Origin of the sequence: Streptomyces sp. NPDC089915 (genome assembly GCF_040684675.1) — a bacterium.
Lineage (GTDB): Bacteria > Actinomycetota > Actinomycetes > Streptomycetales > Streptomycetaceae > Streptomyces.
In genome coordinates this window covers 1-15,125 of record NZ_JBFBGN010000158.1, presented here as the reverse complement: position 1 = coordinate 15,125, position 15,125 = coordinate 1, and the positions used below count along the sequence as shown (strand labels likewise).

The following is a 15,125-nucleotide window of genomic DNA, read 5'->3' as shown; positions in this document are numbered from 1 at the left end:
TCCCGGGGGCTCCGCCCCCGGACCCCCGCGCCTCAAACGCCGGCGGGGCTGGATTTTGCCGCTGCGCGGTAAGTCCAGCCCGCGCAGGGGGCACCTCCCAGCGGTAGCTGGGGGAGTTTGGGCGCACCGGGCGCGGAGCGTCGGGAACGGGTCCGGGCAGGGCCCGGGGAACGGTGGAAGGGCGGGTAGGGGACCTCGCCCGCGCAGCGGCCGGGCATACGGAAGCGGCCGGCCCCCAGAAGGGGACCGGCCGCTCCGGCGTGCTCTTACGCGTCCTACTTGGCGCCCTCGGCCTTGGCCTCGGACTCCGGCTGGGCCTTCGCGGCGTCGGCGTCGGCCTCCGCCTTCGGCGCCTCGGCGGCCGGCTCGTCCTTCGCCTCCGCCTTGGCATCGGCCTCGGGCTCCGCGTCGGCCTTCGCCTCGGGCGCGGTGTCCGCCGCAGCCGCAGCCGCAGCCGCAGCCTCGGGCTTCGCGTCCGCGTCGGCGTCCGCCTCCGGCTTCGCGTCTGCCGCAGCCTCCGGCTTCGCCTCGGCCTCCGCGTCGGCGTCGGCCTTCACCTCGGCCGCAGCCTCCGGCTTCGCGTCGGCGTCCGCCTCGGGCTTCACGTCGGCCTCGGCCTCGGCCTCGGGCTTCGCGTCCGCCTCGGGCTCTACGTCGGCCTCGGCCTCGGCCGCAGCCTCCGGCTTCGCCTCGGCTTCCGGGGCCGCGTCGGTGTCGGCGTCCGGCTTTGCCTCGGCCTCCGCTGCTTCCGCAGCGGCCTCGGGCTCCGAGTCCGCCTCGGCCTCCGCAGCGGCTTCCGCGTCCGCCTTGGCCTTGGCCTCCGCGTCGGCCTTCGCCTTGGCCTCCGCCGCCTTCGCCTCCGCGGCAGCCTTGGCCTCCGCGTCCGCCTTGGCCTTCGCCTCCGCCGCAGCCTTGGCTTCCGCCTCCGCCTTCGCCGCGGCCTCCGCCTCGGCCGCTGCGGCCGCCAGTTCCTCCTCCGTCGGTTCCGGGGCCTTGACCGACTCCAGGAGGAGCTGGGCCACGTCCACGACCTGGACGGATTCCTTCGCCTGGCCGTCGTTCTTCTTGCCGTTGACCGAGTCGGTCAGCATCACCAGGCAGAACGGGCATGCCGTCGAGACGATGTCCGGGTTCAGGGACAGGGCCTCGTCCACGCGCTCGTTGTTGATGCGCTTGCCGATCCGCTCCTCCATCCACATCCGCGCGCCACCCGCGCCACAGCAGAAGCCCCGCTCCTTGTGGCGGTGCATCTCCTGCTGGCGCAGGCCCGGGACGGCCGACATGATCTCGCGCGGCGGCGTGTAGACCTTGTTGTGGCGGCCCAGGTAGCAGGGGTCGTGGTACGTGATCAGGCCCTCGACCGGGGTGACCGGGGTGAGGCGGCCCTCGTCGATCAGGTGCTGGAGCAGCTGCGTGTGGTGGATGACCTCGTACTCGCCGCCCAGCTGCGGGTACTCGTTCGCGATGGTGTTGAAGCAGTGCGGGCAGGTCGAGACGATCCGCTTCGCCGACTTCGGCTTCTTCGTCGACTCGTCCTCGTCGTCCTCGCCGAACGCCATGTTCAGCATCGCGACGTTCTCCTGGCCCAGCTGCTGGAACAGCGGCTCGTTGCCCAGGCGGCGCGGGGAGTCACCGGTGCACTTCTCCTCGCCGCCCATGATCGCGAACTTGACGCCCGCGATGTTCAGCAGCTCGGCGAAGGCCTTCGTCGTCTTCTTCGCGCGGTCCTCCAGGGCACCCGCGCAGCCGACCCAGTACAGGTAGTCGAACTCGGAGAGGTCCTCCGCGTCCTTCCCGATGATCGGGACCTCGAAGTCGACCTCCTTCGTCCACTCCACCCGCTGCTTCTTGGCCAGCCCCCAGGGGTTGCCCTTCTTCTCCAGGTTCTTGAGCATCGTGCCCGCCTCCGACGGGAACGCGCTCTCGATCATCACCTGGTAGCGGCGCATGTCGACGATGTGGTCGATGTGCTCGATGTCGACCGGGCACTGCTCCACGCACGCACCGCAGGTGGTGCAGGACCACAGCACGTCCGGGTCGATGACGCCGTTCTCCTCGGCGGTGCCGATCAGCGGGCGCTCCGCCTCGGCGAGGGCCGTGGCCGGGACGCCGGCGAGCTGCTCGGCCGAGGCCTTCTCCTCGCCCTCCATCGTCTTGCCGCCGCCCGCGAGCAGGTACGGGGCCTTGGCGTGCGCGTGGTCGCGCAGCGACATGATGAGGAGCTTGGGGGAGAGGGGCTTGCCCGTGTTCCAGGCGGGGCACTGCGACTGGCAGCGGCCGCACTCGGTGCAGGTGGAGAAGTCGAGGATGCCCTTCCAGGAGAACTGCTCGACCTGGGAGACGCCGAAGACGTCGTCCTCGCCCGGGTCCTCGAAGTCGATCTCCTTGCCGCCGCTCGTCATCGGCTGGAGGGCGCCGAGCGCCGTCGCGCCGTCGGCGTTCCGCTTGAACCAGATGTTCGGGAAGCCGAGGAAGCGGTGCCAGGCCACACCCATGTTGGTGTTGAGCGAGACCGTGATCATCCAGATGAAGGAGACGCTGATCTTCACCATCGCGGTGAAGTAGATCGCGTTCTGGATGCCGGCGGCGCCCAGCCCCTTGAAGGCCAGGACCAGCGGGTACGAGGCGAAGTACGCGGGCTCGTAGGACTCCACGCCGTGGATCGCGCCCTCAAGGCCGCGCAGGCACAGGATCGCGACGCCGATGATGAGGATGACCCACTCGACGAAGTACGCCTGCCAGGCCTTCGAGCCCGCGAAGCGCGACTTGCGACCCGCACGCGAGGGAAGGTTGAGCAGGCGGATCACCATCAGGACGGCGATGCCGAGGACCGTCATCACGCCGATGAACTCGGTGTAGAGCTCGAAGGGCAGCCAGTCGCCGACGATCGGCAGCAGCCAGTCCGCCTGGAAGAGCTGGCCGAAGGCCTGCACCAGGGTCGGCGGCAGCGTCAGGAAGCCGATCGCGACGAACCAGTGCGCGAAGCCGACGATGCCCCAGCGGTTCATCCGGGTGTGGCCGAGGAACTCCCTGACCAGGGTGATCGTCCGTTCCTTCGGACGGTCGGTGCGGCTGCCCGCCGGAACGGGCTGGCCGAGTTTCACGAACCGGTAGATCTGCGCCACGGCTCGGGCGAGCAGCGCGACGCCGACCACAGACAGGACCAGCGACACGATGATCGCGGCGAGTTGCATGGGAGGGCTCCTCGGGCGGGACTTACTAAGCGGTAACTTATTGAGTCAAGGCTTGAGGTTACCCATTTCCCGCGCCGCACTGTAGGTGAGTGAGCGGTGATCTGTGTCGCTCAGGCACGCCTGTGTAGGAAGGCTGCCCGAGGGGTCTTCGCGAGGATCGCGAGGTCCGTCCCCAGCCAATGGCTCTCCACATAGTGCCGGTCCAGCAGGGCCATCTCCTCCCAGGGGAGGTCGGAACGCGCGCTGACCTGCCACAATCCGGTCATTCCGGGACGTACGAGCAGGCGTTCGGGGTGGTCCGTACGGGCCTCGGGGCGCGGCCCGACCAGCGACATCTCGCCGCGCAGCACGTTGAGCAACTGCGGCAGCCCGTCCAGGGCGCACCGCCGCACCCACGCCCCGGGGCGCCCGGCGCCGTCGGTGCGCAGCCGCCAGGTGCGGAAGGGGCGGCCGGCCAGGCCGAGCGCGGGCTCCCGTACGAGGACGGCCGCGCGGGTGGCCCCGTAGAGGGCGGCGGCGGCCAGCAGCAGCGGGGGCGCGCACAGGAGGGCCAGGGGGACCGCCGCGATCAGGTCGCAGACCCGCTTGGCGGGGGGCCTGGCCGGCCATCGCACCGGGATCCGGGCCGGGAGCCGGAGCGGCCGGGGGCGTGTCGGCCGCAGCCGGGTCGGCCGGGCGGGCCGGGTGAGCCGGGCGGGCAGGGGCGGCATCAGAGGCATGCCAGGCACGCTGCCGGACCCCGGTCCGGCCCCCGGCGCGCCGCGCGGCCGCGTCCCGTGCCGGGAACCCGTTCGGGTGCCGCGCCGCGGCCGGGGGCTCCGCCCCCGGACCCCCGCGCCTCAAGCGCCGGCGGGGCTGTATTTCCCGGGGCGGGCCACGCATCTGAGCGTAGGCGCAGCCTAAAGGTTGAGTCCCCAAGGCTCACCTCTGTTGACGCCGGCGCAGCGTTCCTGCATCCTTGAGTCTGTTCCACTCAAGTCAGCTGGAGGAATCAAAATGGCACGTGCGGTCGGCATCGACCTGGGCACCACTAACTCCGTCGTCAGCGTTCTCGAAGGCGGCGAGCCCACCGTCATCACCAACGCCGAGGGTGCCAGGACCACGCCGTCCGTCGTCGCCTTCGCCAAGAACGGCGAGGTCCTCGTCGGCGAGGTGGCCAAGCGCCAGGCGGTCACGAACGTGGACCGGACCATCCGCTCCGTCAAGCGCCACATGGGCACTGACTGGAAGATCAACCTGGATGGCAAGGACTTCAACCCGCAGCAGATGAGCGCCTTCATCCTGCAGAAGCTGAAGCGCGACGCCGAGGCGTACCTGGGCGAGAAGGTCACGGACGCGGTCATCACCGTCCCGGCCTACTTCAACGACTCCGAGCGCCAGGCGACGAAGGAGGCCGGCGAGATCGCCGGTCTGAACGTCCTGCGCATCGTCAACGAGCCGACGGCCGCCGCCCTGGCCTACGGTCTCGACAAGGACGACCAGACCATTCTCGTCTTCGACCTCGGCGGCGGCACCTTCGACGTGTCCCTCCTGGAGATCGGTGACGGTGTCGTCGAGGTCAAGGCCACCAACGGTGACAACCACCTCGGTGGCGACGACTGGGACCAGCGCGTCGTCGACTACCTGGTGAAGCAGTTCGCCAACGGCCACGGCGTCGACCTGTCCAAGGACAAGATGGCGCTCCAGCGTCTGCGCGAGGCCGCCGAGAAGGCGAAGATCGAGCTGTCGTCGTCCACCGAGACGACCATCAACCTGCCCTACATCACGGCCTCCGCCGAGGGCCCGCTGCACCTGGACGAGAAGCTCACGCGCGCCCAGTTCCAGCAGCTCACCGCGGACCTGCTCGACCGCTGCAAGACCCCGTTCCACAACGTCATCAAGGACGCGGGCATCAACCTGTCCGAGATCGACCACGTGGTCCTGGTCGGCGGCTCCACCCGCATGCCGGCCGTCGCCGAGCTCGTCAAGGAGCTCACCGGCGGTCAGGACGCCAACAAGGGCGTCAACCCGGACGAGGTCGTCGCCATCGGCGCCACCCTCCAGGCCGGTGTGCTCAAGGGTGAGGTCAAGGACGTCCTGCTCCTCGACGTGACCCCGCTGTCCCTCGGTATCGAGACCAAGGGCGGCATCATGACCAAGCTCATCGAGCGCAACACGACCATCCCGACCAAGCGGTCGGAGATCTTCACGACGGCCGAGGACAACCAGCCGTCCGTGCAGATCCAGGTCTACCAGGGCGAGCGCGAGATCGCGGCGTACAACAAGAAGCTCGGCATGTTCGAGCTGACGGGCCTGCCGCCGGCCCCGCGCGGCGTCCCGCAGATCGAGGTCTCCTTCGACATCGACGCCAACGGCATCATGCACGTGACCGCGAAGGACCTCGGCACGGGCAAGGAGCAGAAGATGACCGTCACCGGCGGCTCCTCGCTCGGCAAGGACGAGGTCGACCGCATGCGCCAGGAGGCGGAGCAGTACGCGGACGAGGACCTCCGCCGCAAGGAGGCGGCCGAGTCCCGCAACCAGGGCGAGCAGCTCGTCTACCAGACGGAGAAGTTCCTCGCGGACAACGCGGAGAAGGTCCCGGCCGAGGTCAAGACCGAGGTCGAGACGGCCGTCACCGAGCTGAAGGACAAGCTCAAGGGCGACGACGCCGCCGAGATCCGCACCGCCACGGAGAAGCTCGCCGCGGTCAGCCAGAAGCTGGGCCAGGCCATCTACGCCGACGCGCAGGCCGCCCAGGCCGCCGGCGGTGCCGGTGACGCGGGCCAGGCCAAGGCCGATGACGACGTCGTCGACGCCGAGATCGTCGACGAGGACAAGCCGAAGGGCGGCCAGGTCTGATGTCGGAGGAGACCCCGGGCTTCGACGAGAAGCCCGAAGTCCCCACCGGCGCGGACGACGCCGAGCCGAAGGCCGCCGACTCCTCCAAGGAGAAGGAGGCGGCCCCGGCCGGGGACGCAGCTCAGGATGTAGCGCTGCTGGCGCAGCTGGACCAGGCCCGTACCGCGCTCGGTGAGCGCACCGCGGACCTCCAGCGGCTCCAGGCCGAGTACCAGAACTACCGCCGCCGCGTGGAGCGGGACCGGGTCGCCGTCAAGGAGATCGCGGTCGCGAACCTCCTGTCGGAGCTCCTCCCGACCCTGGACGACATCGGCCGGGCGCGGGAGCACGGCGAGGTGGTCGGCGGCTTCAAGTCGGTGGCCGAGTCGCTGGAGACGGCCGCCGCCAAGATGGGGCTGCAGCAGTTCGGCAAGGAGGGCGAGCCCTTCGACCCGACGATCCACGAGGCCCTGATGCACTCGTACGCGCCGGACGTCACCGAGACGACCTGCGTGGCGATCCTGCAGCCGGGGTACCGGATCGGCGAGCGCACGATCCGCCCCGCGCGGGTCGCGGTGGCCGAGCCCCAGCCGGGTGCGGCCCCCGCCGCGAAGTCCGAGTCCGCGGACGGCGACACGCCGTCCGACAAGGACACGGATGCCCCCGACAAGGGCTGACGCACACCATGTAGGAATCCGAGAGGAGGGTCACCGGGGATGAGCACGAAGGACTTCGTCGAGAAGGACTACTACAAGGTCCTCGGTGTCCCGAAGGACGCCACCGAGGCCGAGATCAAGAAGGCGTACCGGAAGCTCGCCCGCGAGTTCCACCCGGACGCCAACAAGGGCGACGCCTCGGCCGAGGAGCGCTTCAAGGAGATCTCCGAGGCGAACGACGTCCTCGGCGACGCCAAGAAGCGCAAGGAGTACGACGAGGCCCGCACCCTGTTCGGCAACGGGGGCTTCCGCCCCGGTCCGGGCGGGGGCGGCTCGTTCAACTTCGACCTGGGCGACCTCTTCGGGGGCGCCCAGGGCGGCGCCGGCCAGGGCGGCTTCGGCGGCGGTCTGGGCGACGTCTTCGGCGGCCTGTTCAACCGCGGCGCCGGCCCCGGTGCGGGCACCCGCACCCAGCCGCGCCGCGGCCAGGACGTCGAGTCCGAGGTCACGCTCTCCTTCACGGAGGCCGTGGACGGGGCGACGGTGCCGCTGCGGATGTCCTCGCAGGCCCCCTGCAAGGCCTGCTCGGGCACCGGCGACAAGAACGGCACGCCCCGCGTGTGCCCGACCTGCGTCGGCACCGGACAGGTCTCCCGGGGCAGCGGCGGCGGCTTCTCGCTGACCGACCCCTGCGCGGACTGCAAGGGCCGCGGCCTGATCGCGGAGAACCCCTGCGAGGTCTGCAAGGGCAGCGGGCGCGCCAAGTCCTCCCGGACCATGCAGGTCCGGATCCCGGCGGGCGTCTCCGACGGCCAGCGGATCCGGCTGCGCGGCAAGGGCGCCCCGGGCGAGCGCGGCGGCCCGGCGGGCGACCTCTACGTCGTCGTGCACGTCGGCACGCACCCGGTGTTCGGCCGCAAGGACGACAACCTCACGGTGACCGTGCCCGTCACGATCGCGGAGGCGGCCCTGGGTGCCGACATCAAGGTCCCGACCCTGGGCGGCCCGCCGGTGACGCTGAAGCTGCCCCCGGGCACCCCGACCGGCCGTACGATGCGGGCCCGCGGCAAGGGCGCGGTCCGCAAGGACGGCACCCGCGGCGACCTGCTCGTCACGGTGGAGGTCGCGGTACCGGCGGAACTGTCCGACAAGGCCCGCGAGGCCCTGGAGATGTACCGGGACGCCACCGGGTCGGAGGATCCGCGCGCCCTGCTGTTCGAGTCCGCGAAGGGAGCTTGACATGGAAGGCCGCCGACGACAGCCCCGCTTCGGTGACGGGGCTTACCAGTTGACCGACGAGACCCCGGTCTACGTGATCTCGGTGGCCGCCCAGCTCTCGGGACTCCATCCGCAGACCCTCCGCCAGTACGACCGCCTCGGCCTGGTCTCCCCGGACCGCACGGCCGGGCGCGGCCGGCGCTACTCGGCCCGGGACATCGAGCTGCTCCGCACGGTGCAGCAGCTGTCCCAGGACGAGGGCATCAACCTGGCGGGCATCAAGCGGATCATCGAACTGGAGAACCAGGTGGCCGCGCTCCAGCAGCGCGTCGCCGAACTGTCCGCCGCCGTGGACGGTGCGGCCGCCGCGCTCCAGGCCCGCGAGGCCGCGGTGCACGCCTCGTACCGCCGCGACCTGGTCCCGTACCAGCCGCCGCAGCCGGGCAGCGCCCTGGTCGTCTGGCGCCCCAAGCGCCCGATGGACTGACGGCCGCCTCCGGCGCGGCGTACGAAGGCCCCGTCCGGGCCCCCTCCAGGGGCCGGGGCGGGGCCTTCGCCGTGCTCTCCGGGGGTTTCCCTCAGTGCGGGGCCGCGAGCCCCTCAGCGGGCCCCCGGCAGCCCGTGGCGGCCTCCGGGCCGCCCTCGCTGTGCAGGATGCCGGACTGGGCGATGAGGTAGCCCAGCTGCGCCCTGCTGCCGCTGCCGAGGGCGGTGGCCAGCTTCGCGATGTGGGCGCGGCAGGTGCGCACGTTCATCCCGAGGCGGCGGGCGATCGCCTCGTCGACGTGGCCCTCGATGAGGAGCTGGGCGATGGAGCGCTGGACGCCCGATATGCCGTCGGGGCTGTGGGTGTAGGTGACCTCGTCGGTCAGCGGGACGGCCCGGCGCCACAGCTGTTCGAAGACCCGGATCAGATAGTCGATCAACCCCGGGTGGCGCAGCTCCAGGGCCACTTTCCGGTCATCGCTCGCCGGGATGAAGGCCACGGTACGGTCGAAGATCATGAGACGCTCTATGAGCTCTTCCAGCGTGCGGATCTCCACCTTGCCGGTGGACACCCGGTCCACGTAGGCGAGGGTGCCCTGACTGTGCCTCACGGTGTGCTGGTAGAGCGTGCGGATGCTGACCCCGCGGTCGATCAGCGGCTGGGCGCGTTCCAGGGCCTCGGAGAGGATGAACGAGGACCGCCCGCCGCCCGGCTGGACGGTCAGGGCCTCGGTGTGGCACTCGGCGGTGGCCAGGTCGAGGGCCGCGTTGATCTGGTCGAACCCCTCCAGCACCGTGATGGCGTGGGTGTTGGCGGGGCTCTGCGCGCTGATGGTGAGGAACGGCTCGAACGCGTCGGTCAGTTCGACGGCGGTGCGCCGGCGGTCCTGGATCTCCCGTTCGAGCGGGTGGAGCCGCTGGGCGAGCGCGACGGACGGGGGAACCGCGCGGAGCTGGTTGGCGTCATCGGGATCGGGTCGCAGGAGGGCGAATTCGAGCAGGCAGGGGGCGTTCCTGACCTCGCCGCGGGCGACGCGGCCGGTGCTCAGGGCCGCGGCGTAGACGCGCGCTCCCTCGGCGCACATCTCCGTGACGGGGTGGCGATGTGTCGGGTTTGTCTCGCTTCTTACCAAATCTCCACCCCCCAGGGTCCTGAACATGTAAGAACATGATGCATCGTCCCTGTGGCACTGACGTGCCTGAATGAGCCATCGTCTGACAGTGCGGGGGAGAGGATTCCATCAAGTGAGGACGAAGCCGACCATGTATAAGAGAATGCTTCGCTCGGCGCTTGCCGTTGTTTTCTCCGCCGTTGCGGTCTTCGGGACGGCTGCCGCCGTCAACGGGGACGCGGGAAGCGCGGGGCCGGTAGCCGGCGCGGCCTCCGGTCCGTCCGGTAAGCCCGATCTCGGCTGGGACGTGGCCCCCAGCTCGCGTACCGAGGCCCTCGGTACCGACCTCGGCTGGGACACCATCCCTGCGAAGGCCGCCTGATGACCCCCGACGACCGCGACTTCCGGCGTGAGATGGCTTCGGCATACCGCTCCGGCTGGCAGTTCATCGACCTCGCGACGGCGATCCCCTACGCCGGCGACTCGCTGATGGTCACCCTGTTCGGCCAGCCGATCGTCATCGTGCGCGAGGAGGACGAGGACGTCCGTGCCTACCGCTGCCTGCGCCGCCCCCGGGGCGCACCGCAGCCCGTCCGCTGCGAAGTGCGGTACGGCATGGTCTTCGTCAACCTCGATCAGCGCGATCACCAGCTCTTCGAGCCCGATATCACCACCGCCACCCCCCGAAGTGCCTGAGGCGATTCCCCCGTCGTTGCAGATCGCTCCAGGTGCTACCCCCACACAACGGCGCCATCGTGGACCTGACCACGATGGCGCCGTTGTGCTGTCCGCGTCCAGTGCCCGAACCGGACATCCGGGTGAGGATCCGCTGAGAAACGGTTGACGGCCGCTGGAGGACCGCTCGAATCCAGCCGTTTTCCTCAGGCGCGGCCCATCGCGCGCTCCAGTGCGATCTCCAGGACCACCCGGTCCGGGTTCGGCGAGGGCGTGCGCCCGTACCGCTCCGCGTAGCGGCGTACGGCGTCGGCGACCGAGGCCTCGTCCGTACGGACCACCGCGCGCCCCTCCAGGGTGGCCCAGCGCCGGCCCTCCATCTGGCAGACCGCCACCCGCGCGGCGCCGTCCGGCGCCTCCAGTACGTTGCGCACCTTCTTGCTGTGCCTGCTGCTGATCACCCGCGCGACCCCGGCCTCCGGGTCGTAGGTCACGCCCACCGGGACCACGTGCGGGGTGCCGTCGGGCCGGGGGGTGGTCAGGGTGCAGACGTGCCGCTCCCGCCAGAAGGCGAGGTATTCGGGCGTCGGGTTGAGTACGTCGTGGACCGGCTTCGAAACAGGCATGGTCCGAAGCATATGTCCGCACCGAACCGGCCTTGAGTGGAATAGACTCAACTTTGCAGACGCTGAACCTGTCAGGGTTATGTACCGCCCCGCCGGAGAGGAGAAACCGAGAGTGGACGCCGAGCTGACCAACAAGAGCCGTGACGCGCTGAACGCGGCCACCAGCAGGGCCGTCAAGGACGGCCACGCCGACCTGACCCCCGCGCACCTGCTGCTGGCCCTGCTCGCCGGCGAGGACAACGAGAACATCATCGACCTGCTCGCCGCGACCGAGGCCGACCAGGCCGCCGTCCGCGCCGGCGCCGAGCGGCTGCTCGCCGCCCTGCCCAGCGTCACCGGCTCCACGGTCGCGCCCCCGCAGCCCAGCCGGGACCTGCTCGCCGTGCTCGCCGCGGCCGACTCCGAGGCGAAGACCCTCGGCGACGACTACCTCTCCACCGAACACCTCCTCATCGCGATCGCCGCCAAGGGCGGCGCGGCCGGTGAGGTCCTTTCCGCCCAGGGCGCGACCGCGAAGAAGCTGCTGGCCGCCTTCGAGAACGCACGAGGAGGACGGCGGGTGACCACCCCCGACCCCGAGGGCCAGTACAAGGCCCTGGAGAAGTTCGGCACCGACTTCACGGCGGCCGCCCGCGAGGGCAAGCTCGACCCCGTCATCGGCCGCGACCACGAGATCCGGCGCGTCGTCCAGGTCCTCTCGCGCCGCACGAAGAACAACCCGGTGCTCATCGGCGAGCCCGGCGTCGGCAAGACCGCCGTCGTCGAGGGCCTCGCCCAGCGCATCGTCAAGGGCGACGTCCCCGAGTCCCTGAAGAACAAGCGGCTCGTCTCCCTCGACCTCGGCGCGATGGTCGCCGGCGCGAAGTACCGGGGCGAGTTCGAGGAGCGCCTCAAGACCGTCCTCGCCGAGATCAAGTCGAGCGACGGCCAGATCATCACCTTCATCGACGAGCTGCACACCGTCGTCGGCGCCGGTGCCGGCGGGGACTCCGCCATGGACGCGGGCAACATGCTCAAGCCCATGCTGGCCCGCGGCGAGCTGCGGATGGTCGGCGCCACCACCCTCGACGAGTACCGCGAGCGCATCGAGAAGGACCCGGCACTGGAGCGCCGCTTCCAGCAGGTGCTGGTCGCCGAGCCCACCGTCGAGGACACCATCGCCATCCTGCGCGGGCTCAAGGGCCGCTACGAGGCCCACCACAAGGTCGTCATCAACGACAGCGCCCTCGTCGCCGCCGCCACCCTCTCCGACCGGTACATCACCTCCCGCTTCCTCCCCGACAAGGCCATCGACCTCGTCGACGAGGCCGCCTCCCGGCTGCGCATGGAGATCGACTCCTCCCCGCTGGAGATCGACGAGCTCCAGCGCTCCGTCGACCGGCTGCGCATGGAGGAGCTGGCGCTGAAGAACGAGTCCGACCCGGCCTCGATCGAGCGCCTGGAGCGGCTCCGCAAGGACCTCGCCGACAAGGAGGAGGAGCTGCGCGGCCTCACCGCCCGCTGGGAGAAGGAGAAGCAGTCCCTCAACCGGGTCGGCGAGCTCAAGGAGCGCCTGGACGACCTGCGCGGCCAGGCCGAGCGCGCGCAGCGCGACGGGGACTTCGACTCCGCCTCCAAGCTGCTCTACGGGGAGATCCCCGCGCTGGAGCACGAGCTGGCCGAGGCCACCGAGGAGGAGGCGCAGGCCGGCCCCGCCAAGGACGCCATGGTCAAGGACGAGGTCGGCCCGGACGACATCGCGGACGTGGTCGGCGCCTGGACCGGCATCCCGGCCGGCCGGCTCCTGGAGGGGGAGACCCAGAAGCTCCTGCGCATGGAGGACGAGCTGGGCCGCCGCCTGATCGGCCAGACCGAGGCCGTACGGGCCGTCGCCGACGCCGTGCGCCGCACCCGCGCCGGAATCGCAGACCCGGACCGGCCGACCGGCTCGTTCCTCTTCCTGGGCCCCACGGGCGTCGGCAAGACCGAGCTGGCCAAGGCCCTCGCGGACTTCCTCTTCGACGACGAGCGGGCCATGATCCGCATCGACATGTCGGAGTACTCCGAGAAGCACAGCGTGGCCCGGCTCGTCGGTGCCCCGCCCGGCTACGTGGGCTACGAGGAGGGCGGCCAGCTCACCGAGGCCGTCCGCCGCCGCCCGTACAGCGTGGTGCTGCTGGACGAGGTCGAGAAGGCCCACCCCGAGGTCTTCGACATCCTCCTGCAGGTCCTCGACGACGGCCGCCTCACCGACGGCCAGGGCCGCACCGTCGACTTCCGCAACACCATCCTGATCCTGACCTCCAACCTCGGCAGCCAGTTCCTCGTGGACCCGGCAGCCTCCGCCGAGGACAAGAAGGCCCGGGTCCTGGAGGTGGTCCGGGCGAGCTTCAAGCCGGAGTTCCTCAACCGCCTCGACGACCTCGTCGTCTTCTCGGCCCTCACCCGGGACGAGCTGGCGCACATCGCCGAGCTGCAGATCGCCCGCCTGGCGAAGCGCCTCGCCGACCGCCGCCTGGCCCTGGACGTCACGCCCGAGGCCCTGGCCTGGCTGGCCGACAAGGGCAACGACCCGGCGTACGGCGCCCGCCCGCTGCGCCGCCTGATCCAGACGGCCGTCGGCGACCGCCTGGCCAAGGAGATCCTGTCCGGCGAGGTCAGGGACGGCGACACCGTACGGGTCGACGTGGCCGGCGACGACCTGCTGGTGGGCAAGGCCCTGTAAGGACCGCCGCGCCCCCGTGTCCGCCCGGAGCGGATCGGTGGTGCGGGGGTGGACAGGGGGTGGGCGCGATGGTGGAGGATGGCTGTATCCGCACGAAGGGAAGTACACGGTGAGCATCGACCCGGCCTCGATTCCGAACTTCGGGGGTCAGCCCGAACCGCAGGCCACAGGACCGGCGGGCCCCGTCGTCCCCGACCAGGATCTGGTGAAGCAGCTCCTGGAGCAGATGGAGCTCAAGTACGTCGTCGACGACGAGGGTGACCTCGCGGCGCCGTGGGAGGACTTCCGGACGTACTTCATGTTCCGCGGCGAGGGCGAGCAGCAGGTCTTCTCCGTGAGGACCTTCTACGACCGTCCGCACGCGATCGACGACAAGCCGCAGCTGCTCGAGTCGATCGACGACTGGAACCGCCGCACCCTGTGGCCCAAGGTCTACAGCCACACGCACGACGACGGCTCCGTCCGCCTGATCGGCGAGGCGCAGATGCTGATCGGCACCGGCGTCAGCCTGGAGCACTTCGTGTCCTCCACGGTCAGCTGGGTCCGCGCGTCGATCGAGTTCGACAAGTGGCTGATCGAGCAGCTCGGCCTGGAGCAGGAGGTCGACTCCGCGGAGGGCGACTCCGAGGACGGGGACGACGCCTAGGCGTCCCCGCCCCCACGGCCGCTAGAGGGGTACCTCCGCCACGAGCAGGAGGTACGCCCCGTAGCCGTACGAGAGCCCGGCCAGGCCGGCGGTCACCGCGACCGCCGTGCGGGGCCGGGCTCTCGCCATCGCGGCGGCCGCCGGCAGCAGCAGCGGGAACGCGGGCAGCAGGAACCGCGGCTTCGACTCGAAGAACCCCGCCCCGCCGACGGTGATCACCAGCAGCACCCCCGTGTACGCGAGCAGCGGCAGCGGCGCCCGGTCCAGCACCAGGAGCACCGCGCACAGCCCCGCCGCGGCCAGCACGGCCACCGTCACGGCCACCGGGACCGTGACGTTCCCGCCGGTCAGCATCCGGTTGACGGTGCCGGCCGTCCCCGCGCCGAAGTCGAAGCGCGAGCCCCACTGCCGCTGGACGGTGAAGTAGCCGAGCGGCTCCTCCCGGCGCATCCCGACGGCCGCCACGTACGCCGTCCAGCCCGCGGGCGCGAGCAGCCCGGCCGCCCACACCGCGGGCGTCCGCCGGCCCCGCAGCAGCTCCCGCAGGGCCAGGGCGGTGACGGCGGCGGCCACGGCGATCCCGGTGGGCCGGGTCAGCCCCGCGAGCACCGCCAGGGCGGCCGCCCACAGCCAGCGCCCGCGCAGCAGGGCGTACAGGGCCCAGGCGGCCAGCGCGCACAGCAGCGGCTCGGTGTAGGCGAGGGTCAGCACCACCGCGTGCGGCAGCGAGGCCCACAGCGCGACGAGCAGCACCCCGGCCCGCGCCCCGAGCAGCCGCTCCCCGACCCGGTACACCCCGACGGCGGCGGCCCCCGCGGCCGTCCAGGCCACCGCCAGGGCGGCGACGGGGCCGCCGCCGAACAGGTGCGCCAGCACCGGGAACAGCGGGAAGAAGGCGGCGTCGCTCTGGATGGAGTCCGAGGCGGGCCACATCTGGGTGCGCCCGTAGCCGTGGGCGGCGATGGACAGGTACCAGAAGGAGTCCCAG

The 15,125-nt window shown here is 71.1% G+C and carries 12 protein-coding genes; 7 read left to right on the top strand and 5 right to left on the bottom strand.

Features of this window, described 5'->3' with window-relative positions:
* Window positions 1–275: 275 nt before the first annotated feature.
* Window positions 276–3,194 carry a (Fe-S)-binding protein gene (locus AB0O29_RS30460; protein WP_365157938.1) on the bottom strand — a complete coding sequence of 973 codons (2,919 nt, stop codon included), beginning with the start codon at window positions 3,192–3,194 and terminating at the stop codon, window positions 276–278.
* 110 nt (window positions 3,195–3,304) lie between these two features.
* Window positions 3,305–3,913 (bottom strand): sugar transferase, encoded by a 609-nt coding sequence (locus AB0O29_RS30455; RefSeq protein ID WP_365157935.1) that lies wholly within the window; start codon window positions 3,911–3,913, stop codon window positions 3,305–3,307.
* Between the two features lie 277 nt (window positions 3,914–4,190).
* Between AB0O29_RS30455 and dnaK the strand changes: the two genes are divergently transcribed.
* The 4 genes from dnaK to AB0O29_RS30435 are packed head-to-tail and all read left to right on the top strand — an operon-like array spanning window position 4,191 to window position 8,375.
* Window positions 4,191–6,035, top strand: a complete 1,845-nt coding sequence (dnaK, locus tag AB0O29_RS30450) for a molecular chaperone DnaK (RefSeq protein ID WP_365157932.1) — start codon at window positions 4,191–4,193, stop codon at window positions 6,033–6,035.
* Window positions 6,035–6,691, top strand: coding sequence for a nucleotide exchange factor GrpE (gene grpE / locus AB0O29_RS30445; protein WP_344169384.1), 657 nt, complete (start codon window positions 6,035–6,037; stop codon window positions 6,689–6,691). The genes dnaK and grpE overlap by 1 nt, the downstream gene beginning before the upstream one ends.
* Window positions 6,692–6,730: 39 nt before the next feature.
* Window positions 6,731–7,909, top strand: a complete 1,179-nt coding sequence (gene dnaJ / locus AB0O29_RS30440) for a molecular chaperone DnaJ (protein WP_365157929.1) — start codon at window positions 6,731–6,733, stop codon at window positions 7,907–7,909.
* A 1-nt stretch (window position 7,910) separates the two neighbouring features.
* Entirely contained in the window at window positions 7,911–8,375 is a 465-nt protein-coding gene (locus tag AB0O29_RS30435) for a helix-turn-helix transcriptional regulator (RefSeq protein ID WP_365157926.1), read from the top strand.
* A gap of 91 nt (window positions 8,376–8,466) precedes the next feature.
* Here the strand turns inward: AB0O29_RS30435 and AB0O29_RS30430 are convergent, their stop codons facing one another.
* The gene (locus tag AB0O29_RS30430; protein ID WP_365157923.1) at window positions 8,467–9,534 is read right to left on the bottom strand and encodes a helix-turn-helix transcriptional regulator; all 1,068 of its coding nucleotides are present in this window, start codon (window positions 9,532–9,534) and stop codon (window positions 8,467–8,469) included.
* A gap of 333 nt (window positions 9,535–9,867) precedes the next feature.
* Between AB0O29_RS30430 and AB0O29_RS30425 the strand changes: the two genes are divergently transcribed.
* On the top strand, window positions 9,868–10,182 hold the full coding sequence (locus AB0O29_RS30425; RefSeq protein WP_042820115.1) for a (2Fe-2S)-binding protein: 315 nt from the start codon (window positions 9,868–9,870) through the stop codon (window positions 10,180–10,182).
* 185 nt (window positions 10,183–10,367) lie between these two features.
* Here the strand turns inward: AB0O29_RS30425 and AB0O29_RS30420 are convergent, their stop codons facing one another.
* Window positions 10,368–10,787, bottom strand: a complete 420-nt coding sequence (locus AB0O29_RS30420) for a TIGR03618 family F420-dependent PPOX class oxidoreductase (RefSeq protein WP_365157920.1) — start codon at window positions 10,785–10,787, stop codon at window positions 10,368–10,370.
* Window positions 10,788–10,899: 112 nt separating this feature from the next.
* Here AB0O29_RS30420 and clpB point away from each other — a divergent pair, with 112 nt between their 5' ends.
* Together clpB and AB0O29_RS30410 are read left to right on the top strand one after the other, a co-directional pair.
* A complete protein-coding gene (gene clpB, locus AB0O29_RS30415; protein WP_365157917.1) occupies window positions 10,900–13,491 on the top strand; it encodes an ATP-dependent chaperone ClpB in 2,592 nt (863 codons plus the stop codon).
* Window positions 13,492–13,600: 109 nt separating this feature from the next.
* Complete coding sequence (locus AB0O29_RS30410; RefSeq protein WP_365157915.1) at window positions 13,601–14,137, top strand: YbjN domain-containing protein; 537 nt, start codon at window positions 13,601–13,603, stop codon at window positions 14,135–14,137.
* A 21-nt stretch (window positions 14,138–14,158) separates the two neighbouring features.
* Here the strand turns inward: AB0O29_RS30410 and AB0O29_RS30405 are convergent.
* Window positions 14,159–15,125, bottom strand: a 967-nt coding sequence (locus AB0O29_RS30405) for a hypothetical protein (protein ID WP_365157912.1), incomplete at its 5' end; no start/stop codon positions are given.

Excerpts from the sequence above, each read along its gene's own strand:
- AB0O29_RS30460 (WP_365157938.1), bottom strand. The coding sequence starts at position 3,194 with ATGCAACTCGCCGCGATCATCGTGTCGCTGGTCCTGTCTGTGGTCGGC.
- AB0O29_RS30455 (WP_365157935.1), bottom strand. The coding sequence starts at position 3,913 with ATGCCTCTGATGCCGCCCCTGCCCGCCCGGCTCACCCGGCCCGCCCGG.
- dnaK (WP_365157932.1), top strand. The coding sequence starts at position 4,191 with ATGGCACGTGCGGTCGGCATCGACCTGGGCACCACTAACTCCGTCGTC.
- grpE (WP_344169384.1), top strand. The coding sequence starts at position 6,035 with ATGTCGGAGGAGACCCCGGGCTTCGACGAGAAGCCCGAAGTCCCCACC.
- dnaJ (WP_365157929.1), top strand. The coding sequence starts at position 6,731 with ATGAGCACGAAGGACTTCGTCGAGAAGGACTACTACAAGGTCCTCGGT.
- AB0O29_RS30435 (WP_365157926.1), top strand. The coding sequence starts at position 7,911 with ATGGAAGGCCGCCGACGACAGCCCCGCTTCGGTGACGGGGCTTACCAG.
- AB0O29_RS30430 (WP_365157923.1), bottom strand. The coding sequence starts at position 9,534 with ATGTTCAGGACCCTGGGGGGTGGAGATTTGGTAAGAAGCGAGACAAAC.
- AB0O29_RS30425 (WP_042820115.1), top strand. The coding sequence starts at position 9,868 with ATGACCCCCGACGACCGCGACTTCCGGCGTGAGATGGCTTCGGCATAC.
- AB0O29_RS30420 (WP_365157920.1), bottom strand. The coding sequence starts at position 10,787 with ATGCCTGTTTCGAAGCCGGTCCACGACGTACTCAACCCGACGCCCGAA.